The following is a 25,147-nucleotide window of genomic DNA, read 5'->3' as shown; positions in this document are numbered from 1 at the left end:
AACAAATGAGGTTGGAACAGAAGTGTTTAACTCCGAGAAATAAGAAGAAATTAATGAAAATTGCTTTTTCAAATTTTTGTGAATTTCGGCTTATTTCCGAGGAGTTGCTTCTGCTCCCACCGTTTATTCGTTTTTAAAGTCTGTGACAAAAGTGTTTCTTACTTTTGTCCCACGATCTTCTTTTAACATTGACCATCTCAGTTGATTTCTCCAATGATCCATTTGTTAACGATTCATTATTATTTGATATGATCATTCAATGAATGGTTAGACTTAAACAGTTTGTCCATTTCTTTTTTTGAAATAGATGATTGACACTAGGATCAGCATACAGCCAGTAGCAATAAAGATGATGATTCCTTTTCCTCCTGTATGGGGTAAGATCCCTTTCGAATGGTTCACTACTTTTTGGGCAAGTTTTTCAGTGCCGTTATCCGCATTGAATACCACTGCATCTTTTAAGATGACATGTCCTTCAGGCGCTTTGGTTTCAATCAACTGATAATCGATTGGTTGTCCTGCTTCAGCTTGTGCTAATCCTTGTACGCCAAACTGACCATTATCATCTGAGATCAATTTGGTTGCTTGATCTTTATCAGTCACCCAGACTAGATCATCTTTTGAAGTATCGGTATAGCCGGTGATTTTGGCAACGGGTTGCCCTTTGGATACATATTGCAAATAGCTGTTTCCTCTTTGAACAATAAATTCTGCGGCACCTAATTGCTTCCCTGACAGCCACTCCGTCTTAATGAATTGTTTGCCGTATGTTTTAACAGTTGCTTTGTGTTCTTTCGGTGTAAAATCATTGTTGAATGTTACTTTATTATCAATCCCTGCAGCCAGTTTTGCACCAGGTTTCACTTTCATTTTCACGGTGAATTGAATCGTTTTTCCCACATATTTTTCTAGTTCAGCTGGTGTAAAGTTTACTGTAAATTGATTGTGCGTCGCATCATCAATAAAAGTACCCGCTACATCTGATACTGGCTTTCCAGCGATCGTGACGGTTGCTAAAATATCTTTGTCTGACGCTAGTAGCGCTAACTGTGGATCATACGTGTCGACCAAAGAGAACTCCTGATAGTCTGCAATATCATTCGGAATAAGCTGACTGATTTTATAAGTCAAATTCTCATCAATATCCACATCACTGTCATCTACAGTTTTATCGGGTTCTGGTACTTCCGTGTTGTATGCTTTTGCTTCATTCGTTTTAGCTCCTGTTGCTGAAGTATATACATACTTTCCATCTTTATCTGGAGTACCAATGACTGTAGTTTCTTTTTTTGAATCTTGTTCTATATACGTATAAGTCAACACCATCTTGCTGTCTGCGGCTCCTCGTTTCGCTGTTACTTTGATAGGTGCCCGATTTGCAAGGTAATGGTATTTATCTGCATTTGCGCTCTTTGAAATCGTTGAGTCCACTTCGTAAAACTCATATGTTTTTCCGCTCGTTAATGAAATATCTGGTACGCTGACTTTCCCCGACTTATCTGATGTGAATTTTTGTGCATCCGCAGCAGTTGTCCCATCGAACTTGTTTTGATTGCTTAGATAATCGCCATTTTCTTCCTTCAAGACAAACATCGCACCCGCTAATGGTGAAGCAGGAGTCAATTTTGTTTCATCTTTCGAATCCACAGCAATCCCATATTTTATAAATTCTAGTGTACTTGTAGTAAACATATTTTTAGGATAAATATCGATATTTTTATCTAAAATATCTTCATCCTTAAAAATTGGTAACCCAATCACGAAATCACCTGATTTTTGATTGCTTACTCCATCCGGTGTTTTTGTTTCCTTGACTAAATAAACAGCATTGTCGCTATTGGTTCCGCCTAAGTTAGCCAGATTAGCAGTTGAAAGCCCTGCCTCATCTGTTGCTGGAAAATCCGTTCCCGCTTCTGTCTGTTCAACCTTGGCTTTTAAGACTGCACTCTGTCCTGCTTTCATTTTTGCAGCTGCATCCCCATCTGCAGCTTTATAAGCAGTCCAATAAATGTCTGTGCGATCATAGGCAGTAAAAACCACGCCTTTGATTGGTGTTCCTGCTTTAACTGTTCCGTCATCTGCTAATGAGTCACCTGTATTATCAATTGCTTGATCAGGATATTGATCTTTGTCATACCCTAATTTATGCAATGTGACCGTTGTGTCTTTGCTAGTTGTGTCATCAGCAGATACGTCAGCTCCCGTACTTGCTAAAAGAAATGGTATCAATACAACGAATAGCCCCAAAACTATGTTGAATCTTCCCTTACCTGTTCTTTTCATTTATTTCTCCTTCGTTTTTCTTTCCATTTAAAAACCATCACGCCGCCTGCTAAAAAAATGAGAAGGATACCTAAAACAATCAGACCTTTTTGTTGGCTATCGTTTGTTTTAGGGAACCATCGAACATTCTTTTTTTGATTGATCACCGATAAAGGTTCAGAACTTGGGAACATCGCATCAATGTTAAAAACAACGGGGGTTTCTGCACGTTGGTATCCCGTTGGTGCTTTGATCTCATGCAACTGATACGTTCCATCAGGTAATCCGTTTATACTAAAATTTCCTTTTGTATCTGATGTTAAAATCACTACTTGCTTTTCTAAAGAAGCAACTGGTTGTGTTTTATCTACCTCAAGCCATTTGTTTTTCTCATCAAGACGACTCAAACTTTGACCTTTTTGATTTTGAACAATAAATTCTGCCCCTGCTAACGTCTTTTTACGGTTCTTCAAATCAACTTTAGTAAATGTTTGTCTACCACTTTTGACAGTTGTTTTCGTTTTGATCGCTGGATGATTTCCAGGGGTCAACGTCGCCGTATTCGTAAAATCAGTTTGTTCGATTTGAGCATTTTCCAATGACATCTCATAAGTGATCGTCATTTTTTCTCCTGAAAATTCCGCTAGAGTTTTTGGAGAAATCTGGATGGCGAACCCGTTTTTTTCAACTGAACTCTGATAATCGATCGTTTTTTGTTCACCAACTTGCACATGGAGAGACCCTTCTTTCATGACTAAGGCATTGTCTGCATGGTCACTGATTTGATAGGTGGAATAATTCCAGCTGTCTACAGGTATCGTTGTAGTAATTTGATAAGAAACATGATCTCCATAGGCATAACTGTTCTTTTTATCTAACACTTGTTTTTCGAAAGGTGGTTTTGTATATGCGATTTCTTCATTTTTAGGGTATAGATGGATCGTTGATTCTTCTTGATCGTTTTGGTAGACCGGCAAAGTTACAACAAGTGGCGCTGCTCTTTCTTTAACGGTTGCTGGTGCATGGCTTTCAATAAGTAAATAAACAGCGTACTCTCCTTGATAGGAACCACTTGCTTTGTACTTTGGAACATTGAAATTCACTATTCCCGATTCAGCGTGCTGTGTCTCAGTAACACCTGATGTCAAATACTGCGTGGGATTTTGTTTAGCTATCTTAGATCGTACTTGTTCTTTCGTTAAACCTTTTTTCACATAAGAATAATAGTGGTCAGTAACGTCATAAAGAGAGAATGTTACACCATTTAGACCACGATAAGCAGGTAAATCTTCTTGTGACAGTACTCCCCCATTTGTCTGTAAGTCTGGTAGTTGTCCATCTTCAAATAGGAGCTTATGAACGGAGAGCGTCACGGTCTCTGTTGTTGCTGCACGTATTTGACTCGTTGTGCCAAATAAAATGAAACACACAAAAAGCAATGAATAGATTACTTGCTGTTTTTTCATTCACTTCACCTCCTATTAGATGATCAGAAACAAAAAAATAGTATTTGCTACTATTTTTAGGCAACCATGAGATAAAGATTTCTTTTTATCGTGAAAATTCTCATAAGTAACTATAGGGTTTCTATTTCTTAAATTAAAGACCAGATTTTAAGTTGGGTTATCTCCAAAAATGAACACTTTTCGATTCGTTACTTTTTAAGAATAATTATCGAAGATCATTTCTTATACCTATATAAAAATTATTCTACTCGCTCATAAATGAATAAAACTAACATCCAATGTAAGGTTTGACATAAAAAAAGAATTAAAATTCCTTCTATTTTATACGCTGTTCAACGAAAAAGTTTAAGATACCCTTATTACATACTGTAAAATATCCACTCCATTTAATTTTTGCTTATCTAAAAAAAGAGGTGCTTTATGTACGGTTTAGACACGAATACTCAACTAAAGATCAAGATTGTTCACTTGTTGGATGAAACGAACCTCCCCTTGACTTCCTTGGAAATCCAAAAAAAATTAGGATTTGGCAGTCAAGTGACGATCTTAAATTGCTGTCATGAAATCAAAGAACAGATGGAACTTATCTATCCAAATGGAGAGGCTTATCTGATCATCTCTCCTAATTTAGGAATCCAGTTATTTCGCCGTTCATCTAGTCTGCAGTATTTATATGATGATTTTTATTCATCAGATTTATTTTATGAAATCATTGAACAGCTGATCCAGCAGAGACAATTTTCTACAAATGAATTCTGTGATAAATACGGTGTCAGTGTGTCAAAATTAAAACGGAAGATCAAAGAAATCAATAAGTTGGTCAATCATTATCAGATGCACATCTCTGTTTCTGCAAAAGTAACGATCAAAGCAGAAGAAGCGCAACTACGAATGTTTAGCTACGCTTTTCTCTATGGGATCCACCGTCAGTTTTCTCGCATTGATTAGATCAAGAATAAAAAATTCATTTGGGAACTATCGCGAAAAATCCTTACTTATTTAGCTGTATCCCCCAGTGAACAATCTTTAGAATTATTGTCGATCTGGCTTTACGTCCAATTAAATGCAATGGAACAGGAGAGTCGCTTAACTTTCACATTACGGCAAACCCTCTTGTTAAAAACGCTCTCCATTCCTGAAAAACCTGCTTTTCTCTCAGAATGGCACCAAACTGATTGGCAACTACTGATTGCTTTTATCCAGACATCGGATATCTTTGGATACGAGGAAGACTTCCAACCATTTCCACCTGAACTAAGTGGGTGGTTTGATCAACTTACAAACGATTGGTTTCACCTTTTTGAACGTTACTTTACACCGTTGGACGAAGAAGAAAAAAGACTTGCTGTTCGCTTACATCGCTATGAGTTCATCAGCCTCAACTTCTTCAAAATAGACGAAAATTTCTTTCACCAACAAGAGTTGATTTTAGCTGTTCAAAATGAAAAACCAACTTATTACCATCAATTCAACGCTCTCTTTGACACATATACTCAAAAATACAACTATCGAGTACCCGAAAATAGTTTTCGTTTTCAAAATCAATTGCTGATCTGTCTTGCTTTGTGTCCCTTTGACAAACTACGACCACGTTTGGCAATCAATCTACAATCTGATTTGAATTACTTATTGACCAATTATCTAAAACAGCAAGTCATCCTTAATTTAAAAAACAGCTATTTTGTTACTTTTGTTCCACAATCAAAACAAGCAGATTTAGTTATCAGTACGACACCTCAAAAAATGAAGTTAAATAAAAAACAAAAATTCCTACTGGTACGCGTACCATTTACGGAACAAGATATCAAATCTCTTAGATTGATTGCCGGCTCTTTCATCGACATCAAGTAAATATGTTATCGATTCTTTTTTATAATGAAAAAAGGTCAGCTTTTTCATATGAATCGATGAAAACTGCACGTGATCGATTTCTGGATCTAAGTTGTAATTTTTTGAAAATTCTCTTAATATGGAAGTAATCAAATTTTTAGTTAGGATGAGTAAACTGATGAACGAAGAGCAACAAGAACTACAACGAGGTCTCAAGAACAGGCACGTTCAATTGATCTCAATTGGTGGTGCAATCGGAACTGGTCTATTTCTCGGTTCAGGAAAATCGATCCAATTGGCTGGACCATCGATCCTCTTTGCCTATCTGATCACAGGATGCATCTGCTTTTTCATTATGCGTGCATTAGGCGAACTTTTATTATCAAATACAAATAACCATTCATTTCTGGATTTTATTGCAGAATATCTTGGAAAAAAAGCAGCTTTTGTGACGGGCTGGACTTACTGGTTTTGTTGGATCGCTATCGCCATGGCTGATCTTACTGCTATGGGTATGTATGTCCGATATTGGGCACCTGGCGTCCCCCAATGGCTACCTGAGATAATTGCTTTAGTTTTATTATTAGGATTGAATATGGTCGCTGTTTCTCTTTTTGGAGAATTAGAATTTTGGTTTGCACTGATCAAAGTAGTAGCGATCATCGCTTTTATTATCATAGGTGCCTATATGATCATCACACACTATAAAACAAGTGCCGGTACCATAAGTATTTCGAATCTCTGGTCGCATGGCGGCTTTTTCCCGAAAGGCGGAAAAGGATTTATCCTATCCTTTCAAATGGTCACCTTTGCTTTTGCTGGAATCGAATTAGTCGGATTAGTAGCTGGCGAAACTAAAAATCCTGAAAAAGTACTCCCAGAAGCAATCAATAATATCCCCATTCGGATCATTCTCTTTTATTTGGGATCTTTATTCGTGATCATGTCTATTTATCCTTGGAACAGCTTAAATGCAGACAACAGTCCTTTTGTGGAAGTTTTCTCAGAAATCGGTATTACGATTGCTGCTTCATTGATCAATCTAGTCGTCTTGAGTGCCGCTGCTTCAGCTTGTAATAGTGCGATTTACAGTACTGGACGGATGCTCCGTTCTCTTTCTCAAGAAGGCAGTGCCCCAAAACGTTTTCGTCGGCTGACTACTCATCGTGTTCCTGGAAATGCATTAGTCTTTTCAACCATTGTGATTTTTATTTCAGTCGTCTTGAACTATATCATGCCTAGTGAGGTTTTCACTTTGATCAGTAGCATCGCAACGACTTGTTTTCTATTCATTTGGAGTATGCTTGTCTATACCCATTTAAAATACCGAAAAAGTATACTTGGAAAAAAAGCTCATTCATTCAAAATGCCTTTTTATCCCTTCAGTAACTACCTCGTCTTCTTATACATGGCTTTTACCTGTGTTGTCCTGCTTCTTGGGAAAGATACACGTATTGCTTTGTTACTGACACCTGTCTGGTTCATTTGCCTATTGGTCATCTATCGAATCAAATATGAGAAAAAATAAAAAACACTTGGGGATTTTCCTTAATGGATTATTCCCAGGTGTTTTTTTATTCAACTTTTCTTGAAAAAAAGATATGGTAGTATTCATCGGCTTTTCGGTAAGATAAAAGCCACAAACCAGAGACGAGGAAACGACCGAGTAAACCGATCATTGGAATAAAAAATACACCGACGATCAGACAAATATTGATGAACATCGACAAAAAACTTCGATGGTCTTTCGTCAATGTCTTGACTACATGCGAATCAGGTTTATTCGCTCGCATCACTTGTTTCATCAGGATACTAAAGGAAAAGCTCCACATCGTGTAGACAAGGACATAAGACAGCTCTGGCCAAAATTCAGTCGGATTACGGCCGACCCAACTTGTGACTGACGGACAAAGTGTCAACCAGAACAACCAAAAAATATTGGCCCATACGACACGATAATTGATCTTATCTGCCATTTGAAATACACGGTGATGATTGACCCAAATGACTCCCACAAAAATAAAACTGATACCATAAGCTAACAGAGTATTTCGAATTCCCCATAATGACTGGAAACCTGGCGGATCAGGGATCTTTATATCTAATACCAAGACTGTCAAAACAATGGCTACGACGCCATCCGTGAACGCTTCTAATCTTGATTTTGTCACATGATCACTTCCTATTAGTAAGTTACCTCATATTTTAGCACGGAATGGTCGGAATATCTAAAGATTTATTACTGCCGTTATCTAGAAAATGGTTGCTAATCTGTACTATTTTTGTTACTTTAAAAAAAATAGAAGTAAAGGAGTTATTTATGACAAAGAAGTTAACATTTAAAGAATATATGTTTATCGGATCCATGCTTTTTGGTTTATTTTTTGGAGCTGGTAACTTGATCTTCCCAGTCCACATGGGACAAGAAGCAGGTGCCTCGATTTTTTGGGCAAACCTCGGCTTTTTAGTAACAGGAATCGGCCTCCCGTTTTTAGGTGTCATTGCCATTGGCGTATCGAAGACGGCTGGCGTCTATGAATTAGCTAAAAGAATCAATCAAACGTATGCAATGGTTTTTACTATTCTGCTTTATCTTGTGATCGGACCTTTCTTCGCATTACCTAGATTAGCAACTACTTCTTATGAAATCGGTTTAGCCCCATTTATACAGTCTGATCAGCAAACTTTGTTTTTAGCTATTTTTAGTATTCTATTCTTTTTTGCTGCATGGTGGCTATCAAGAAGGCCGACGAAGATCCTCGATTATGTAGGAAAATTTTTAAATCCTGTTTTCTTAGTATTACTTGGACTCTTATTGTTACTAGCATTTATTCATCCTCTCGGTACAGTGCAACATGCTGCTGTCCAACCGAGTTACCAAGATCATGCTTTTTTTACTGGTTTCACTCAAGGGTACAACACACTTGATGCTTTAGCTGCTTTAGCATTTGGGATCATCATCGTGACGACGATCCGCAATATGGGTGTCACGAAACCTTCTGCTATTGCAAAAGGCACCATCAAATCTGGTGCAATCAGTATTGTTTTGATGGGGATCATCTATACGTTGCTTTCTTATTTAGGTGCCATGAGCCTAGGTGGTTTTGCGCTAAGTGAAAACGGTGGAATCGCCCTTGCCCAAATCGCTGATCACTATCTAGGAACTTACGGGAGTATCTTACTCGCACTGATCGTCGTATTGGCCTGTTTGAAAACAGGGATCGGCTTGATTACTGCTTTCGCAGAGACTTTCACTGATTTGTTCCCAAAAAGAAACTATTTATTTTTCGTGACGCTGGCTAGTGTACTCGCTTGTTTGGTGGCTAATGTGGGATTGACAAACATCATTCAGATTTCTTTACCTGTATTGATGTTCATCTATCCTTTAGCAATGACCCTGATTTTACTGGTTCTTGCGGGGCCATTATTTAAACAACGTCCAGCTGTTTATCGAATGACTACGTACTTTACGTTAATTGCTTCTATTTTAGACGGTTTGAATGCTTGTCCCGACTTTATCAAACAGTCAGCTATAGCCCAACACATCTTGGATTATGCAAAGCAGTATCTTCCATTTTTCCAATTAGGCATGGGCTGGATCGTTCCTGCTATCATTGGTTTTATCATTGGACTGATCTGGAGTAGCATAAAAAAAGAACCGGCACTAGACTGAGTAAAGCTTCTTTTGAAGTTACTTTTTCTCAAAAAGAAATGAATGATACTTAAAAAACAATCGACTTTGATAGCCTGATAATTTAAAAATGGTGTGACCTATTTTTTGATTATCAGGCTTATTTTTTAGCAACGATACGTCTCATTTTTTATGATAAACAGCCGTACAATTATCCTTTAGTAACAAGATAATGCGAACTGCTTCATAATTATCCGTTCTTCAACGTACTTTCATCATGAGCTAAATAGAAAATACTATCTAAGGAGATGATTATTTCCATTTCTTATAAACAAGTAACTTTTATCAATAAGAAATAATTTTTACAAAGAAATTTAACAACTTTCAAAAACTTTCGTCACAAAAAATTCACAACTCCTCGCTATTATATAAGCATACCAACAAACAACCCTAACAACACTTTTTCATTTTTAACTCCTTATCCTGCTAGCTCCCCGGCTAGCAGGACCTTTTTTTTATTTCTACTATATTTTCTGCTTTTATTCGATCCTTTGATACAAAAAAAAGAGCGTGGGACAAAACTAAAAATCAGTTTTGCCACAGACTCTAACTCCGAATAAACGGTGGGAGCAGAAGTAACTCCTTCGGAAATAAGCCGAAATTCACAAAAATTCGAAAAGCAATTTTCGTTAATTTCTTCTTATTTCTCGGAGTTAAACACTTCTGTCCCAACCTCTTCGATTTGATTTATTTTGATAATCGTTCTTGCTCTCCCGCTGGTGAAAGGCTAGTGATTTTTTCGATTTGTTCAATTGGTACCATACGTATTTGTTGTTCTTGGTTTTGTAAACGGATCATGACCCGCTCTTTTTCCACTGTTTTCGTTGCGACCCAGCCCGAGATCGTTTCATATTTATTACTCATGCGATTTTCTCTGACTTGCAGAATGACTAAACTGTGTTGCGCTGCCGCTTTCTGTAGTTCAAGAACAAACTTTCCTTGCAGACGTACATTCTCTGCTATTTTCTCAGTGTCATTTACAAAAGAATCAAAAAGCTGGTAGGACGTATGTGTCACTAACTTGGTCAGTTTCTTCATAGGTGATACTGGTTCTTCATTCATCGAATGCACTCCTCCTTTAACTAAGAAAGTGTTACTTAATTAAGTCTATTTTACCTAATTTTTAGCGAAAAAACAAGAATATGATTTGCTTCGGTTAAAAAAAGTAAGCGTTAACTTATCATATATATTGTTATTTTATTAATACTTTCTCCATATTTTTAGCCAATAATCAAGACCTTGACTCAACAGTTGATAGGTTTCATCAAAATCATGTGTGTAATATGGATCAGGAACATTTTGTTCTTCTTTCCCTGGTACACTACTCAAAAATAAATGGATTTTGGCTTGAGCATCTGTAGGTGCTAACTGTTTTAGTTCCTCGACATTCGACTGATCCATACCAATGATCCAGTCAAATTTTTGGAAATCTTGTGGCTGGATTTGGCGGGCAATCATACCCTCTGTAGAAATATTTTCTTTTGCTAAGATCGCTTGCGTACCTGGATGAGGCGAACGTCCAATTTCATACGTGCTAGTGGCTGCTGAATCAATCCTAAATCGATGCGACATCCCAGCATCTGCAATCCGCTTTTTCAACAGTCCCTCAGCCATCGGTGAGCGACAGATATTTCCTAAGCACACAAATAAAACGCTAGTCATTGACAGGTTCTCCCCTCATTCATTTTCTTCTAGTTCTTCTTTTGCATACAACCGGTAAGAATACAACTCTGTATCTTTGGCTAAACGAAAGAGTTGCATCGCAATCTCCATTGGCGTTTCAGTATACTCGTGAGTGATCCAATTGATCAATACCCCACTACAACCGTAGGAGAAAAAACGGGCATAAAACAATTTATCTGTTGAAGATAATTGCTTTTCCTCGTCCATTTCTTCAAAAATCTTGATAAATGATTGTTGGATGATCGTTATAAATTCTTTTTGCATTACTTCTTGGTCTGAAACGACTGTGCTTGCATAAAAATCTTTTTGAGCAGCGATTGCTTTTAACATTTTCAAAGCTTGTTCTTCCCAATTGTCTAAAGAAAGAGAATCAGGATCTAGATAGTGTAAACAGTCTTCATAATAGACCCAGCGTAATAAATCATATTTATCTGTAAAATGATAATAAAACGTCTGACGATTGATTCCAGCTTCATGCGCAATCCGCTGAACACTGATTTTTTGTAGAGACTGTTCTTGACATAGATCGATAAACACGGTTTTGATCAATTGTTTCGTGTGCAGTGTATCACCCATCCACATTCCTCCTATCTTTCCACTTAAAGAATTGAATTCACTACAAAATCAGACCTGATAGTCGTAGCCAAAATGTTCGTATGCGTAGGCAGTCACAATTCTTCCTCGCGGTGTACGCTTTAAAAATCCCTTTTGTATCAAAAAAGGTTCATACATATCTTCTACTGTTTCTCGTTCTTCCCCGATATTGACAGATAAAGTACTTAGTCCGACCGGTCCACCACCATATAATTCGATCATTGTCCGCAACAGTTTTTGATCCACATAATCTAGCCCAGCTTGGTCCACTTGTAATAAAGTCAATGCTCGATCTGCGATCTGCTGATCAATTTTTCCATCGCCTTGGACTTGCGCAAAATCTCGGACTCGCTTCAACAAGCGATTTGCGATACGAGGTGTTCCTCTCGAGCGTCGTGCAATCTCTAACGCACCTTCTTCGATGATCTCTGTTTGGAAAATATCAGAAGAACGGATAACGATCTCTCTTAAATCAGATTCTTCATAGTACTCCATGTGGGAAATGATCCCAAACCGATCTCTAAGTGGTGCCGACAGCATTCCTGCTCTAGTTGTTGCGCCAATCAATGTAAATGGTGGCAACGGAAAATGGACTGGATGAGCAGTCGGTCCTTGGCCTACCATGATATCTACATAGAAATCTTCCATCGCCGAATAAAGCATTTCTTCTGCTACCCGCGGTAACCGGTGGATTTCGTCAATAAATAATACGTCTCCAGCTTCTAATTCATTGAGGATCGCGACTAGATCCCCTGGTCGTTCAACAGCCGGTCCACTCGTAGTCCGGATATTCACCGCCATTTCGTTTGCAATCACCATGGCCATTGTCGTTTTTCCTAAACCTGGAGGACCATATAATAATACATGATCTAAAGGCTCTTCCCGATTACGAGCTGCTTCGATATAGATCTTTAGTTCTTGCTTGACTTTATTTTGCCCAATATACTGCGAAAGATACTGCGGGCGGAGGGATTTTTCCAAACTAAGTTCATTTTCACCCGTTTCAGGCGATAATAGATGTTCGTCTGTCATTCATAGCCCTCCTTATTTTTTCATCATCAATTTCAATGCTTGACGTAAATATTCATCAGTGGTTTGATTTTCCACTTCTTTTAGTTGTTTTTCTACACGCTTGACTTCTCTTTCACTATATCCTAATGCAGATAAAGCTTCCATTGCCTCAGATAGAGCCGTTGCATCTTGCAGTGCAGTCTCATTAAATAAATTGAAGGGCGTCTCGATGCTCAACTCACCAAATTTTCCTTTTAGATCAAGAATCATCTGCTGCGCTGTCTTTTTACCAACACCCGGGAATTTCGTCAAATAAGTGACATCTCCAGATTCTACTGCATGAATCAATCCCGAATGATCGTCACTAGCCATAATAGCCAAGGCGCTCTTAGGACCAATGCCTGAAACACTGACCAATCGTAAGAATAATTGTTTTTCTTCTAGAGAACCGAAGCCATAGAGAAGATGCGCATCTTCTCGGATGACTTGATGGACGTAGATTTTTACTTCTTTGTTCATTTGACTGCTATAACGGTAAGGATTTCCCAAAGCAATTTGATAACCGATCCCATTTGCTTCCACTACTATGTAATAGGGGTTGATAAAAGTGACCACACCTGTCAGATATTCATACATCTTGTTATCCTCTTTCTTTCACACACATACGTTCGCATATTTTCTCCTATTGTAGCACACTTTGGCTTTTGAAAAAAGAGGTCGCTATTTTTGTTCCCGCATCATCAAGTCATATGTATCTAAAATCATATAAACTTTGGAACAGAGAGAAATAGCTGTTTGAATCTGATAGTGTTGCTTTCTCTGTCCTCATCTCTAGCCAGCATCTCGGATACAGATCAAAAACAGTACTGGACTCGATAAGTGGATAAAAAATACGACGAAAAAAGCCGCAAACAATGAAATTTGTGACTATCCCCAGTAGGTGAGGCTGGGCCAGAAGTAAGAAACACTTTTGTCGCATTCTTTAAAAACGAATAAACGGCGGGAGCAGAAGCAACTTCTTCGGAAATAAGCCGAAATTAACAAAAATTTGAAAAGCAATTTTCGTTAATTTCTTCTTATTTCTCGGAGTTAAACACTTCTGTCCCAGCCTCAAATTTCATCGTTCACAGCGCTTGATCGTGGATAAAAAGTTCAGATATTGGTCATTCTTTTACTGAAAGCCGTTTGATTGTCCGCCTTGGACGTTTTCTTGATTATACTTGATAATTTTGTCATGGTCAGACCTTTCATTCAACTAACGAGCGATAGTCGCCATATCCTTGCTGTTCCATTTCATCATAAGGAATGAACTTTAAAGCCGCAGAATTGATACAGTAGCGTAAGCCACCCTTTTCTGTGGGGCCGTCATTGAAGACATGCCCTAAATGTGAGTCTGCTTGATTGCTCCTCACCTCTACTCGATGCATCCCATGTGAAAAATCAGCTTTTTCTTTGATATCTTTTCTTGTGATTGGCTTACTGAAAGCTGGCCACCCACAGCCTGCATCATATTTCTCGGCAGAGCTGAATAGTGGCTCACCACTGACAATATCGACATAGATCCCTTTTTCATAAAAATCATCATATTTTCCTGTGAATGGTCGTTCTGTCGCGTTTTCTTGTGTCACTGCATAGGAAATTGGGTCTTGTTCTTTTAACTCTTGTTTTTTCTTTTCAATTTCGTTCATCAAAAACGCCTCCTTGTCTTTTAATCATAATGACAAAGGAGGGAGAAGCAAACAATCTGCTCATTTTGCTACAAGCTTATACTTTTCGTCTTCTTGCAAACTCTACAAAGCGAAATTTGTCTAAACGATGGATCGATTCGGTATATTCGAAACAACTCGTATCCTCTAAATGGACTAAGCCTCTCACAACCACTACGTATTGGTCTCCGTTTAGATCCATGGCTTCTTCTATCGCTGCTGTCACAGGTTCAACGGTGATTTCTTTTTGGGCATAAGCAATCGTCAGCTGTAACTCATCTTCAAAGTATTCATAAATAGAACCTTCACTGATTTGCTTTGTCAACACAGGAACTACATCCTTCAATAGATAATCTCGATCCAAGATTACAATTTCTCCATTGATTTTTCGTTGACGTATCAAATGCCAGACCGGTGTTCCTTTTACCCAACCAGTAACATCGCTAAGTGCTTGATCAACTGTTGTTTCTTCTAACGTCTGCACGATGGTTTCACTAGGAATATGTTGTGCTTCTTGTAGCTCTTTATAGCTAGTTAAACCAGCGATTGGAAAATCAAATCGATTACGTTCTAATACGATTGACCCTTTTCCCTGTTTTTTTTGGATATAACCTTCTGTTGTCAAAAGATTAAGCGCTTTTCTGATTGTTTCCCGTGAAACACCATAAATCTTGATCAATTGATTCTCACTTGGCAACAATGTATGGGGAGGATATTCTTTTTCCAAAATTTTTTGTTCCAAATCTAAAAAAATTTCATTGAATTTATTCATTCGTTTCTCCTCCACTAAACAGTTGAAATCTCTTACTCGTTAATCAACTATACTACAGCTTTTTTATGATTTCAATGTTCTGGCTACTTTCTTACTCCATTCACTCCATCGTTTTTATAGCGATTACAAGATTTTTTCATTTTCAAATAAAACGCTTGCAATTCACTAAATAAAACAGTATAGTATGGATATGAACAACTTGTATACACAAGTTGAAAAGAAAGGGGTTTATTCCTATGGCAAAGTATCAAGTAGATGCCGAAAAACTACTAGAGAGTATCGGCGGAAAAGAAAATATTGCCGCTGTGAGTCACTGTGCTACACGTATGCGTTTCGTTTTGAATGATCAGCAAAAAGCAGACGAAAAAGCAATCGAAGATATTCCCAGTGTCAAAGGAATGTTTACTAACGCAGGACAGTTTCAAGTAATTATCGGCAATGATGTAGCCACATTTTACAATGATTTTGTTGCTGTATCTGGTGTTGAAGGCGTATCCAAAGAACAAAGTAAAGTCGCAGCCAAGCAAAATCTTCATCCGGTCCAACGAGCAATTGCTGTTTTAGCGGAAATTTTCACACCACTGATTCCTGCAATTATCGTGGGTGGACTGATTTTAGGTTTTCGTAATGTATTAGAAGGTATCCAATTTGCGAGTCTTGGTGGAACGATCGTTGAACATTCTCAGTTCTGGAATGGTGTCAATGGATTCTTATGGTTACCAGGTGAAGCAATCTTCCACTTCTTACCTGTCGGGATCACTTGGAGTATCGCAAAGAAAATGGGTACTACACAAATTTTAGGAATTGTTTTAGGGATCACATTAGTTTCACCGCAATTATTAAATGCCTATAGTGTAGCTACAACTGCTGCTGCTGATATTCCTTTCTGGGATTTCGGATTTGCACAAGTTCAAATGATTGGTTATCAAGCACAAGTGATTCCAGCAATGCTTGCCGGATTCATGTTAGCTTATTTGGAAATTTTCTTCCGTAAGTATATCCCACAGTCGATCTCAATGATCTTCGTACCATTATTCTCCTTGGTACCAACAGTCTTAGCGGCTCATGTAATTTTAGGTCCTATCGGCTGGACAATTGGTAGCTGGATCTCAAATGTCGTAAATACAGGGTTGACTTCTTCAATCAGCTGGCTATTCAGTGCAGTATTTGGTTTCTTATATGCCCCATTAGTAATTACTGGATTGCACCATATGACAAATGCGATCGATATGCAGTTGATTGCTGATTTTGGTTCAACGAACCTCTGGCCTATGATTGCTCTATCAAATATCGCACAGGGTTCAGCTGTACTGGCAATCATCTTCTTACACAGAGGGAATAAAAAAGAAGAACAAATCTCTATTCCTGCAATGATCTCTTGTTACTTAGGTGTAACAGAACCTGCAATGTTCGGGATCAACTTGAAATACGTTTATCCATTTGTGGCAGCAATGGTTGGCTCAGGTCTAGCAGGGATGTTCGCTAACTTGATGGGTGTACGCGCGAATGCTATCGGTGTAGGAGGCTTGCCTGGCATCTTGGCTATCCAAGCACAAGCATGGGTACCTTTTATCATTGCAATGGTCATTGCAGTCATTGTTCCTTTCGGTTTGACTGTCATCTTTAGACGTCAAGGGATTTTGAATAAAATTGATCCAGCTGTACCCGTTGCTGAATCAAGTGTCCAATTACAAACAGCAGACGGCAGCACTGTTGCTCCAAAACAGTTCGAACCAGTCAACACAGCAACAACTAGCGTAGCTCTTGCTGAAGAATTGTTTGCAGTAGCAGATGGACCAATTAAAGAGATCATCGAAGTTGATGACCCTGTCTTTTCTCAAAAAATGATGGGTGAAGGATACGCGATCGAACCTTCAAACAACAATGTGTATGCACCTGTCAGCGGAAGAGTCACTAGCGTTTTTGAAACACAACATGCTATCGGTATCTTAAGTGCTGCAGGCCTTGAAGTCCTTGTTCATATGGGACTTGATACGGTTGAGTTAAAAGGAGCACCTTTCACTATACACGTGAAAGAAGGCGACCTTGTCACACCAAATACACGTTTAGCTGAAATGGATCTAGCTGCGGTTGAGCAAGCAGGGAAAAAGACAGATATCCTTGTTGTTCTAACTAACGATGAAAAAGTAGCTGGATTATCACTCGATCGAACAGGACTTGCCCGCCATGGTGAACAAGTCGGTAAAGCAAAGATCAAGTAAGACAAAATGAGCCAGATAACCTCTGCATAACGAGGTTACTTGGCTCATTTTTTTGGTTCTATACTTTTTGATGTTGGTGAAGTTCGCCGATATTTTTTATGATTCAAAAGTTTAGAAAAGATAGCTTGAAATTCTTTAGAATGAATTTGACATCTATATGCAACAAGGACTAATCTATGAAAATAAAATACGTAGCACACAGAATGCACCACATATCGTGAGTTTTATACAAATTTGCATCAATACGATTTGACGAATAGCCATTATTCCAATAATTTCTCATTACCACTATCCTTTGATAATGAGTCCTTAGATATCATATATTCAGTTTTTTAGCTAACGCTTCAGTCATCGTTTTCGAAAAATTAATGCCTTCATTTGTCGCTCTAACATTTAGCCAATGTGGAATCTTTATCGTCTTTTTATCAAGTTTTACATCTTTTAAGTAGTCATCTAACTCCACTGACACTAATGTAGCAAACTCCGTCTCAGGATCATAGGAAATTTCCTTCATAGTACTTGGCTCAGGTAAAGGAAGATTACGCTCTACCAAATCACCAAGCATTATGCCAAGAGCATCCGAAGCGACTTCCAGCCCTTCTAAAATAGTTTCAGCTTGAGTCACTGCACCTTCCACATCTGGAAAATAAATACCATACCCCACGGGATCTTTTTCAAAAATAGCTGGATATACTTTTTTCATAAGATCTCCCCCTCTTTCTGATAGACACAGTGAGCTTATAAGCCCACTGCCTTTCGGACAGTATTTTCTACTCGTTGTGATAACTCTTTTGAATGACAGGTAAGAATGACCGGGCGCGGAAAATTCTCTTTGATAAATTTCCTGTGAGAACCCTTCCCACCTTTCACTTCGACAAAGCCAGCTTCTTTGAGTAATTTTTCTGCCTCTCTAATTGTCATGGGCATGCGCACTACCTCCTGACATAAACATTATAGCACGTACAGGACGTACTGTTAAATTTTTTCTCCAAATCATCGGCTTTAGATATTGCTATTTCTGTCAAAATCCCTAATACAGCACCATACATTTCAATACTGTTTGTTATACATTTTCTATAGCCCTTTTTACAGAAGGGTATCTCCTATTTTTTGATATAGTGGAGGCTGGGACAGAAGTATTTAGCTCCGAAAAATAAGAAGAAATAAACGAATATGGAACAAATCTAAAAATCAGGTTTTTCGGAAATTTCAAAAAAAAAAACGAGCAATACAAAAAGCGTATTGTTCGTTTTTCTCTCCAATTTATCAAACCTAAACGACTTTTGTCTCGACCTCGTCTAATTTATTCCAAAATTTCTCACTACCACTATCCTTTGACAATGAGTCTTTTTTAGTTTCAGTTAAATTTTTTCAGCGCTTGATTGACGGCACCAATGGGAAATCCCACAATACTGTAATAGTCGCCATTAATTGCTTTGACAAATGCACCAGCCAGGCTTTGGATACCATATGCGCCTGCTTTATCAGCATAATCACCAGTTGCTAAGTAAGCAGCGATCTCTGCATCTGTTAGATCGTAGAAAGTAACTGCCGCATGTGCTAAGATTTTTTCTTCTTTTTGATGATTTGTTAGAACGACTGCTGTATAGACATCATGGGTGGTGCCACTTAGTTTTCGAAGCATCTCTTGCGCTTCTTCCTCATTCTCAGGCTTACCCATGATCTCGTCTTCAAGCACCACCGTCGTGTCGCTTGCAATGACCAATGTATCTGGTAATTGTTTACTTTTCACAACCTTCGCTTTTTCAAGAGCCATTCGTTGTACATATTGTTTAGGGTTTTCCCCTTCAAATGGCGTTTCATCGATATCAGCAGGTTGAACCTCGAATGTGGAAATCAATCGTCCCAGTAATTCTTTTCTTCTTGGTGACTGTGAAGCCAAAACAACTTTCATCTGTTTCTCCTCTTCCCCTTAATGTGGATCTTGGATTCTTTTGAACATTCTTTCCATATCTGAATTAGTAAAGTGGATCAGTACTGGTCTTCCATGTGGACAATTAAACGGATTTTCACATTGGGCAAGATCGTTCAACAGTACCCTAGCCTGTGCTTCATTTAGATAATGGTTCGCTTTGATCGATCGTTTACAACTCATCATGATTGCTGTCGCCTCACGAAATTTCTTCACACTAACCGTTCCAGTGGACAATAACATATCGATCATTTCTCGAATGATCGCTTCTTCCTCCCCGTTTGGATACCAAGTTGGGTGTGCACGAACAATAAAACTATTTTGGCCAAATTCCTCTAAATAAATCCCGACTTCTTCAAGTACAGGTTTCTGCTCTTTTAATTTCAATGCGTCGCTATTCGGGTAATCTAAAACAAAAGGAACAAGCAGTTCTTGAAGATCATCTGTGACTTCCCCGATTTTTTCCCGGAAATATTCATATTTGATCCGTTCCTGAGCGGCATGTTGGTCAATGATATAGAGTCCTTCTTTGCTTTGAGCAAAGAGATATGTTCCATGCATTTGTCCAAAATATTCCAACTGAGGAAAACGTTGTGTTGCCTTTTCAGTCTCGAGTTTTTGGATTGCTTGCTCCAATCCACGATCTTTTTTCCCTAGATCAAATTCTGGATGTAAAGCTAATTCTTCCTCGTACACAGTTTCCGCTACATCTTGACTAGGAACTTCTTGTTCTAAAAAGTTACCCACAGTGGATAACTCATCTGCAGACTTATCCACTATTTTTTCTACAAAGTTATCCACAGTATCACCAGGTTTATCCACCGTTTTTTCCTGTTTTTCTGGATAATTCCCTGTTTCTTCAGAAAATCTCTCATTGTTTTCAACACTTTCCACAGAGTTATCAACAGAATCGTTCACAACTGGACTCTTTTCCTCAGAAACATAGAATGCACCTGTCGCTTGATCGTAACCCAAACTTTGCGGGGTTTTTGGTTTCTGCTCTTCAAACGCATAAGATAAATCAATCTCGATTTGTTCAGCTTTTGGTTGATCCGGTACTTTTTTCTTAAATCTTAAATTGTCTGCAGCACTAGGAATCAAGTTTTCTTGTGATAGTGCTGTTTGGATCGCCTGAGCAATCAAATCTGTCAGTTCTTGTTCTTTGGATAAACGGACTTCTTGTTTTGTAGGATGGACATTGACATCGACTAATAACGGGTCCATTTTGATTTCTAAAACAGCAATTGGAAAGCGGCCAACCATCAGTTTCGAGCCGTAACCTGCCACGATTGCTTTGTTTAACGAAAAATTCTTGATGAAGCGGCCATTGATGATCGTCGATAAATAATTTCGGCTTGCACGAGTAACTTCTGGCAAGGAAACATACCCAAAGACTTCAAAATCTAAATCGTTCGCTTCGATTTTCAACATTTTTTTTGCTGTAGCTAATCCATAGATCCCCGCAATCGTTTGTTTTAGATCTCCATTTCCTGCTGTTGCCAACATTTTATTGCCGTCGTGGACTAAACGAAATGCAATCGTGGGATGGCTTAAAGCTAAGCGATTGACGATATCGCCAATATTGGCTAACTCCGTATGCAATGTTTTTACATATTTTAACCGTGCAGGTGTATTGAAGAACAGATTGTCAACGGTGATTTTTGTTCCTTGTCTTAGCGGCGCCGGGCGATGCTCTATTACTTCTCCGCCCTTCAATTCTAAGTAGGTTCCTTGTGGTTCGTCTTGGTTTGCTGTCTCAATCGTAAGCAACGATACGGATGCAATACTAGGAAGCGCCTCTCCGCGAAAACCTAACGTACGGATACGGAAAAGATCATCACGACTATGGATCTTACTTGTAGCGTGGCGTTTGAACGCATTTTCCACATCTTCAGTCAAAATACCTTCGCCATTATCAATGACTTGGATTTTTTTCAAGCCTGCTTCTTCAACTAAAATATCAATTTGCGTACTTCCGGCATCAATGGCATTTTCAACGAGTTCTTTTACCACGGATGCTGGCCGTTCGACAACTTCACCAGCTGCGATCTGATTGGCTAATCGTTCCGATAGTTCCTGAATTTTTGCCATCTCAACGCCTTCTTCCTATAGTTGTTTTTTTAGTTCGTATAATTGATTCAATGCATCCATCGGCGTCATTTCTAGAAGGTTCATTTGTTTTAAAGCGGTGATGACAGCTGTTTCTGATTCACTTAATTCACTGAACAATGAAAGTTGTTGTGTTTCTGCTGGCTCTTCTTGTAGCGTGTCAGCTTCTGGATACGAGATTTCTTTGCTTGATGCCGCTTCAACTTCGACAGCAACTGAATGATGGATAGTATCGCCTGCTTCTAGCGTTTCTAAAATTTTGGCTGCCCGCTCTAATAATTTAGGAGGTAAGCCAGCGATTTTCGCTACGTGGATCCCATAACTTTTGTCTGCAGGTCCGTCCATCATCTTGTGGAGGAAGACCACTTCCCCTTCTTTTTCCACCGCACCCACGTGGACATTCTTCAACTGAGGTAATTCTTGGTCTAAAACAGTCAATTCATGGTAGTGCGTAGAGAACAATGTCTTTGCCTGTACGTTTTTGTGGATATACTCAATGATTGCTTGGGCTAATGCCATACCATCATACGTTGCCGTTCCTCGACCTAACTCGTCAAATAGAATCAAGCTATTCGGTGTAGCATGGAGCAATGCTTGGTTCGCTTCCATCATTTCAACCATGAATGTACTTTGGCCAGCAATAAGATCATCACTTGCCCCGATACGAGTAAAAATCCGATCGAATACTGGTAGGATAGCTTTTTGCGCGGGTACGAAACAACCCATTTGTGCCATTAGAACAGTCAATGCCAACTGCCGCATATACGTACTTTTACCTGACATATTTGGTCCTGTTATCAACAAGATCATTTCATCTTCTGCCATCTCCACACTATTCGGGATGTACTCTTGATGTCCTAAAACTTTTTCGACTACTGGATGGCGTCCTTCTTGAATCACCAGTTCATGACGGTTTGTAACCATTTCAGGGCGCACATATTGATAGCGTTCACTGATAGTAGCGAAGCTTTGCAAAACATCTGCTGTACTAATAGCCTTGGCAAGTGTTTGTAATGGTTGGATGGCTTTTTTCACTTCTTCTCTTACTGCCAAAAACAACTGATATTCTAAATCTACTGATTTTTCTTCTGCTTCAAGAATCTGTGTTTCTAATTCTTTCAATTCAGGGGTTATGAAGCGCTCTGCATTCGCTAGTGTTTGCTTTCTTTCATACTTTTCTAGTTCAGTGTTCGCAAGATTGGCTTTCGTGATTTCAATATAATACCCAAAAACGCGGTTGAAACCAACTTTTAAGTTTTTGATCCCTGTATTTTGTCGTTCTCTTGCTTCTAACTCTGCTAGCCATTGCTTACCGTTTTTCATTGCTGAACGATAGGCATCCAATTGTTCATTGAATCCATCTTTAATGACATTTCCTTCAGTGATCTGTAAAGGAGGTTCATCTTGGATCGCTTGATCGATCAGGCGTACTAATTGGTCCATCGGTTGCATTTCTTTTAATAGTTCTGTCCACTGTCCTTCATTGATGCCTTCAATCAACTGACGAAGTAACGGTACTTGTTCTAATGAAGTTTTCAATTGGATCAAGTCACGCCCATTGACATTCCCGAAAGCCACTCTTCCTGCTAGGCGTTCTAAATCATAGACTTTCGTCAAGGCACTTTGAAGATCCAATCTTTCAAAATAACTATTTAAAAGTGAATCTACCATGTCCTGACGTGCGTTGATTTGCTTCAACTGGATCAAAGGACGATCTAGCCATTGTTTCAACAGACGACCACCCATAGCTGTTTTTGTCTCATCCAGCAACCATAAGAGTGTCCCATGTTTCTTGCCTGTCCGAATAGACTGACTTAGTTCCAAGTTGAATTTTGAATAGTAGTCCATCTTTAAATAATGATCGGGTTGATATTCTACCGCTTTTTGGATGTGCGAGAGACTTCTTTTTTGTGTAACTGCTAAATAAGTCAATAATTTGCCAGTCACTTCTTTTTCAAGCGGGTCATTCAATTCACTTGTCAAAAAACTAAATTCCGCATTTTCTTCACTTGTTTCTTGTTTTGAAAAAACTAAACCTAGACGATTCTTCAATTGTTCAGAAAGTGTTTCGCTGATTTCATTTCCCAGAACAAGTTCTTTGGTCTGCAAAGCAGAAGTTTCATTTAAAACAGCTTCCTCATCATGTAAATGGGCTGTTTTTAATTCTCCCGTACTCAAATCAACATAGGCAAAACCAAAATCAGTTCCATCATTCACTACAGCTGTCAAGAAATTATTGTCTTTAGCCGAAAGACCTTTACTGTCCATGACTGTTCCTGGAGTGACCAATTGGATCACTTCACGTTTGACCATTCCTTTAGTTGTCTTGGGATCTTCGACTTGTTCACAAATTGCCACTTTATAGCCTTTTTCGATCAGAATATCGATATACCCTTGGGCTGCATGGTGTGGCACGCCACACATCGGAATCGGATCATCTGCATTTCGGTTACGACTCGTTAACGTCAATTCTAAAATTTGCGATGCTTTGATAGCATCTTCATAAAATAATTCATAAAAGTCACCCAAACGATAGAACAAAAAAGCATCTTGGTATTGAGCCTTGATGCTTAAATATTGTTCCATCATCGGAGTATTCTTAGTTTTTTGAGGCATGCTCTTCCTCCTCTATCCATTCATTGATTTCCTCTTGGATCATCTTCGTCAAATGTTGCAAAAGGTCGTTTGCTTCAACCAATTGGTGGCGGTAAGCCAAGACAAGCGGATGCTGATCCATTGTTTCAGTCAGCTCATTCGCTCGTGCAATCGCTTCTTTTTCCGCTTCTTTCTTGCCATAATGTGCAAAGTTCACTGCTTCTTTTTGTGCTTTTTGGATTTCTTCTGTAAGTTGCGTTAGATAGTGATTCTCTTGTACTTTCATTTCTAGTTCTTTGTAGCGGATGATTACTTCATTCAGACTTAATTGTTCCATAAGCTTGTCTGCTTCTTTTTGAATGTTCGCTTCTTTTGGCAATATTCGCTCACTCTCTATTCTAAAAATGGCCGGTCTTCATTGATTTGGATCAACTCGATCGTTTTTGCTTTTCCAGTCACATCATCGATCTCTAACAAACAACCGCTCAAAAGCCCTCTGCCGTTTTCTACCACTTCAAAACGTTTAGGTAGGGCAGTTAGGAACTTCTCGATAACAGGTTCACGTCGCATCCCTAAGATTCCATCATACGGACCAGTCATACCAACATCAGTTAAATAAGCTGTCCCCTGAGGCAAGATACGCGCATCGTTCGTTTGCACATGGGTATGTGTTCCAACGACTGCGGAAACTTTTCCATCTAGGAACCAACCCATTGCTTGTTTTTCACTAGTTGTTTCCCCATGAAAATCAACAAAAATAATTGGCGTTCTTTTTCTTGCTTCTTCGATCAATTCGTTCATTTTACGGAAAGGGTCATCTAGATCCACCATAAAAGAACGAGCTTGCATATTGATAACTGCTAATTCAAGCTGGTTGACTTTGACAAATACTATCCCTTGTCCTGGTGTTCCTTCTGGGAAATTAGCTGGACGTACCATTTTTTTTGCTTGGTCAATAAACTCAAAAATATCTCTATTGTCCCATGTATGATTCCCCATAGTGACCACGTCTACACCATCTTGTAAGAACTTCTTATAGATTTTTTCTGTGATCCCTCTTCCAGCAGCTGCGTTTTCCCCGTTGACAATCGTCACCTGTGGTCGAAATTTTTTCTTTAATCGAGGAAGATACTCTGTAATCATTTCTCGCCCCATTGAACCTACTACATCACCAATAAATAAAACCCGCACACTTTTTCCTCTTCTCTTTTAACGTCACTTTATATTATAGTTGTTTTATAGAAGAAAGAAAAGAGGCTGAAACAGATGTGTT

At 38.7% G+C, this 25,147-nt stretch carries 22 protein-coding genes; 5 read left to right on the top strand and 17 right to left on the bottom strand.

The annotated features are described in order from the left end of the window. Window positions 1-273: 273 nt before the first annotated feature. On the bottom strand, window positions 274-2,283 hold the full coding sequence (locus CJZ72_RS14675) for a pilin N-terminal domain-containing protein (RefSeq protein WP_227260318.1): 2,010 nt from the start codon (window positions 2,281-2,283) through the stop codon (window positions 274-276). Then, window positions 2,280-3,728 (bottom strand): SpaH/EbpB family LPXTG-anchored major pilin, encoded by a 1,449-nt coding sequence (locus CJZ72_RS05840; protein WP_095443683.1) that lies wholly within the window; start codon window positions 3,726-3,728, stop codon window positions 2,280-2,282. The genes CJZ72_RS14675 and CJZ72_RS05840 overlap by 4 nt, the downstream gene beginning before the upstream one ends. Window positions 3,729-4,148: 420 nt before the next feature. Between CJZ72_RS05840 and CJZ72_RS14670 the strand changes: the two genes are divergently transcribed. The 3 genes from CJZ72_RS14670 to CJZ72_RS05830 all read left to right on the top strand — a co-directional run bounded on the left by CJZ72_RS14670 (window position 4,149) and on the right by CJZ72_RS05830 (window position 7,086). Beyond that, window positions 4,149-4,676 carry a helix-turn-helix domain-containing protein gene (locus tag CJZ72_RS14670; protein WP_232509788.1) on the top strand — a complete coding sequence of 176 codons (528 nt, stop codon included), beginning with the start codon at window positions 4,149-4,151 and terminating at the stop codon, window positions 4,674-4,676. A gap of 87 nt (window positions 4,677-4,763) precedes the next feature. Next, the gene (locus tag CJZ72_RS14665; RefSeq protein WP_232509787.1) at window positions 4,764-5,579 is read left to right on the top strand and encodes a hypothetical protein; all 816 of its coding nucleotides are present in this window, start codon (window positions 4,764-4,766) and stop codon (window positions 5,577-5,579) included. A 157-nt stretch (window positions 5,580-5,736) separates the two neighbouring features. Then, window positions 5,737-7,086 (top strand): amino acid permease, encoded by a 1,350-nt coding sequence (locus CJZ72_RS05830; RefSeq protein ID WP_081133759.1) that lies wholly within the window; start codon window positions 5,737-5,739, stop codon window positions 7,084-7,086. Window positions 7,087-7,132: 46 nt separating this feature from the next. Here CJZ72_RS05830 and CJZ72_RS05825 read toward each other — a convergent pair whose 3' ends face one another. Next, entirely contained in the window at window positions 7,133-7,729 is a 597-nt protein-coding gene (locus CJZ72_RS05825) for a TMEM175 family protein (RefSeq protein ID WP_005875291.1), read from the bottom strand. 149 nt (window positions 7,730-7,878) lie between these two features. Between CJZ72_RS05825 and brnQ the strand changes: the two genes are divergently transcribed. Next, window positions 7,879-9,231 (top strand): branched-chain amino acid transport system II carrier protein, encoded by a 1,353-nt coding sequence (gene brnQ / locus CJZ72_RS05820; protein WP_081133758.1) that lies wholly within the window; start codon window positions 7,879-7,881, stop codon window positions 9,229-9,231. A 705-nt stretch (window positions 9,232-9,936) separates the two neighbouring features. Here the strand turns inward: brnQ and CJZ72_RS05815 are convergent. The 7 genes from CJZ72_RS05815 to treR form a co-directional block, all read right to left on the bottom strand. Beyond that, entirely contained in the window at window positions 9,937-10,311 is a 375-nt protein-coding gene (locus CJZ72_RS05815; protein WP_081133757.1) for a hypothetical protein, read from the bottom strand. A 138-nt stretch (window positions 10,312-10,449) separates the two neighbouring features. Beyond that, window positions 10,450-10,911, bottom strand: a complete 462-nt coding sequence (locus CJZ72_RS05810) for a low molecular weight protein-tyrosine-phosphatase (protein WP_081133756.1) — start codon at window positions 10,909-10,911, stop codon at window positions 10,450-10,452. Window positions 10,912-10,926: 15 nt separating this feature from the next. After that, entirely contained in the window at window positions 10,927-11,508 is a 582-nt protein-coding gene (locus CJZ72_RS05805) for a TetR/AcrR family transcriptional regulator (protein WP_005875283.1), read from the bottom strand. Between the two features lie 48 nt (window positions 11,509-11,556). Continuing rightward, entirely contained in the window at window positions 11,557-12,558 is a 1,002-nt protein-coding gene (gene ruvB / locus CJZ72_RS05800; protein ID WP_081133755.1) for a Holliday junction branch migration DNA helicase RuvB, read from the bottom strand. 12 nt (window positions 12,559-12,570) lie between these two features. Then, window positions 12,571-13,173, bottom strand: coding sequence for a Holliday junction branch migration protein RuvA (gene ruvA / locus CJZ72_RS05795; protein WP_081133754.1), 603 nt, complete (start codon window positions 13,171-13,173; stop codon window positions 12,571-12,573). A gap of 611 nt (window positions 13,174-13,784) precedes the next feature. Beyond that, complete coding sequence (gene msrB, locus CJZ72_RS05790; RefSeq protein WP_081133753.1) at window positions 13,785-14,225, bottom strand: peptide-methionine (R)-S-oxide reductase MsrB; 441 nt, start codon at window positions 14,223-14,225, stop codon at window positions 13,785-13,787. A 76-nt stretch (window positions 14,226-14,301) separates the two neighbouring features. After that, window positions 14,302-15,015: a trehalose operon repressor gene (gene treR / locus CJZ72_RS05785; RefSeq protein WP_005875275.1), complete on the bottom strand. Its 714-nt coding sequence runs from the start codon at window positions 15,013-15,015 to the stop codon at window positions 14,302-14,304. Between the two features lie 236 nt (window positions 15,016-15,251). On the opposite strand from treR, the gene treP reads away from it, so the two are divergent. Continuing rightward, window positions 15,252-17,237, top strand: a complete 1,986-nt coding sequence (gene treP / locus CJZ72_RS05780; protein ID WP_095443682.1) for a PTS system trehalose-specific EIIBC component — start codon at window positions 15,252-15,254, stop codon at window positions 17,235-17,237. Window positions 17,238-17,553: 316 nt separating this feature from the next. On the opposite strand, the gene CJZ72_RS05775 is transcribed toward treP, so the two are convergent. The 7 genes from CJZ72_RS05775 to CJZ72_RS05745 form a co-directional block, all read right to left on the bottom strand. Beyond that, complete coding sequence (locus CJZ72_RS05775; protein ID WP_081133751.1) at window positions 17,554-17,940, bottom strand: type II toxin-antitoxin system HicB family antitoxin; 387 nt, start codon at window positions 17,938-17,940, stop codon at window positions 17,554-17,556. A 35-nt stretch (window positions 17,941-17,975) separates the two neighbouring features. After that, the gene (locus CJZ72_RS05770) at window positions 17,976-18,164 is read right to left on the bottom strand and encodes a type II toxin-antitoxin system HicA family toxin (RefSeq protein ID WP_179135125.1); all 189 of its coding nucleotides are present in this window, start codon (window positions 18,162-18,164) and stop codon (window positions 17,976-17,978) included. 430 nt (window positions 18,165-18,594) lie between these two features. Further along, window positions 18,595-19,152, bottom strand: coding sequence for a Maf family protein (locus CJZ72_RS05765; protein ID WP_081133750.1), 558 nt, complete (start codon window positions 19,150-19,152; stop codon window positions 18,595-18,597). Between the two features lie 18 nt (window positions 19,153-19,170). After that, on the bottom strand, window positions 19,171-21,261 hold the full coding sequence (gene mutL, locus CJZ72_RS05760) for a DNA mismatch repair endonuclease MutL (RefSeq protein WP_095443681.1): 2,091 nt from the start codon (window positions 21,259-21,261) through the stop codon (window positions 19,171-19,173). Between the two features lie 15 nt (window positions 21,262-21,276). Next, window positions 21,277-23,895: a DNA mismatch repair protein MutS gene (mutS, locus tag CJZ72_RS05755; protein WP_081133748.1), complete on the bottom strand. Its 2,619-nt coding sequence runs from the start codon at window positions 23,893-23,895 to the stop codon at window positions 21,277-21,279. Further along, window positions 23,879-24,253 (bottom strand): YlbF family regulator, encoded by a 375-nt coding sequence (locus tag CJZ72_RS05750; RefSeq protein WP_005875266.1) that lies wholly within the window; start codon window positions 24,251-24,253, stop codon window positions 23,879-23,881. The genes mutS and CJZ72_RS05750 overlap by 17 nt, the downstream gene beginning before the upstream one ends. Window positions 24,254-24,267: 14 nt before the next feature. Then, the gene (locus CJZ72_RS05745; protein WP_005875264.1) at window positions 24,268-25,065 is read right to left on the bottom strand and encodes a TIGR00282 family metallophosphoesterase; all 798 of its coding nucleotides are present in this window, start codon (window positions 25,063-25,065) and stop codon (window positions 24,268-24,270) included. Window positions 25,066-25,147 lie beyond the last annotated feature (82 nt).

Source organism: Enterococcus durans, assembly GCF_002277935.1.
GTDB classification, from domain to species: domain Bacteria; phylum Bacillota; class Bacilli; order Lactobacillales; family Enterococcaceae; genus Enterococcus_B; species Enterococcus_B durans.
Note: the sequence above shows the minus strand (reverse complement) of the source record. Positions and strands in the feature narration are given on the sequence as shown.

Coding starts and splice junctions, on each gene's coding strand:
- CJZ72_RS14675 (WP_227260318.1), bottom strand. CDS start 2,283: ATGAAAAGAACAGGTAAGGGAAGATTCAACATAGTTTTGGGGCTATTC.
- CJZ72_RS05840 (WP_095443683.1), bottom strand. CDS start 3,728: ATGAAAAAACAGCAAGTAATCTATTCATTGCTTTTTGTGTGTTTCATT.
- CJZ72_RS14670 (WP_232509788.1), top strand. CDS start 4,149: ATGTACGGTTTAGACACGAATACTCAACTAAAGATCAAGATTGTTCAC.
- CJZ72_RS05830 (WP_081133759.1), top strand. CDS start 5,737: ATGAACGAAGAGCAACAAGAACTACAACGAGGTCTCAAGAACAGGCAC.
- brnQ (WP_081133758.1), top strand. CDS start 7,879: ATGACAAAGAAGTTAACATTTAAAGAATATATGTTTATCGGATCCATG.
- CJZ72_RS05815 (WP_081133757.1), bottom strand. CDS start 10,311: ATGAATGAAGAACCAGTATCACCTATGAAGAAACTGACCAAGTTAGTG.
- CJZ72_RS05810 (WP_081133756.1), bottom strand. CDS start 10,911: ATGACTAGCGTTTTATTTGTGTGCTTAGGAAATATCTGTCGCTCACCG.
- CJZ72_RS05805 (WP_005875283.1), bottom strand. CDS start 11,508: ATGGGTGATACACTGCACACGAAACAATTGATCAAAACCGTGTTTATC.
- ruvB (WP_081133755.1), bottom strand. CDS start 12,558: ATGACAGACGAACATCTATTATCGCCTGAAACGGGTGAAAATGAACTT.
- ruvA (WP_081133754.1), bottom strand. CDS start 13,173: ATGTATGAATATCTGACAGGTGTGGTCACTTTTATCAACCCCTATTAC.
- msrB (WP_081133753.1), bottom strand. CDS start 14,225: ATGAACGAAATTGAAAAGAAAAAACAAGAGTTAAAAGAACAAGACCCA.
- treR (WP_005875275.1), bottom strand. CDS start 15,015: ATGAATAAATTCAATGAAATTTTTTTAGATTTGGAACAAAAAATTTTG.
- treP (WP_095443682.1), top strand. CDS start 15,252: ATGGCAAAGTATCAAGTAGATGCCGAAAAACTACTAGAGAGTATCGGC.
- CJZ72_RS05775 (WP_081133751.1), bottom strand. CDS start 17,940: ATGAAAAAAGTATATCCAGCTATTTTTGAAAAAGATCCCGTGGGGTAT.
- CJZ72_RS05770 (WP_179135125.1), bottom strand. CDS start 18,164: ATGCCCATGACAATTAGAGAGGCAGAAAAATTACTCAAAGAAGCTGGC.
- CJZ72_RS05765 (WP_081133750.1), bottom strand. CDS start 19,152: ATGAAAGTTGTTTTGGCTTCACAGTCACCAAGAAGAAAAGAATTACTG.
- mutL (WP_095443681.1), bottom strand. CDS start 21,261: ATGGCAAAAATTCAGGAACTATCGGAACGATTAGCCAATCAGATCGCA.
- mutS (WP_081133748.1), bottom strand. CDS start 23,895: ATGCCTCAAAAAACTAAGAATACTCCGATGATGGAACAATATTTAAGC.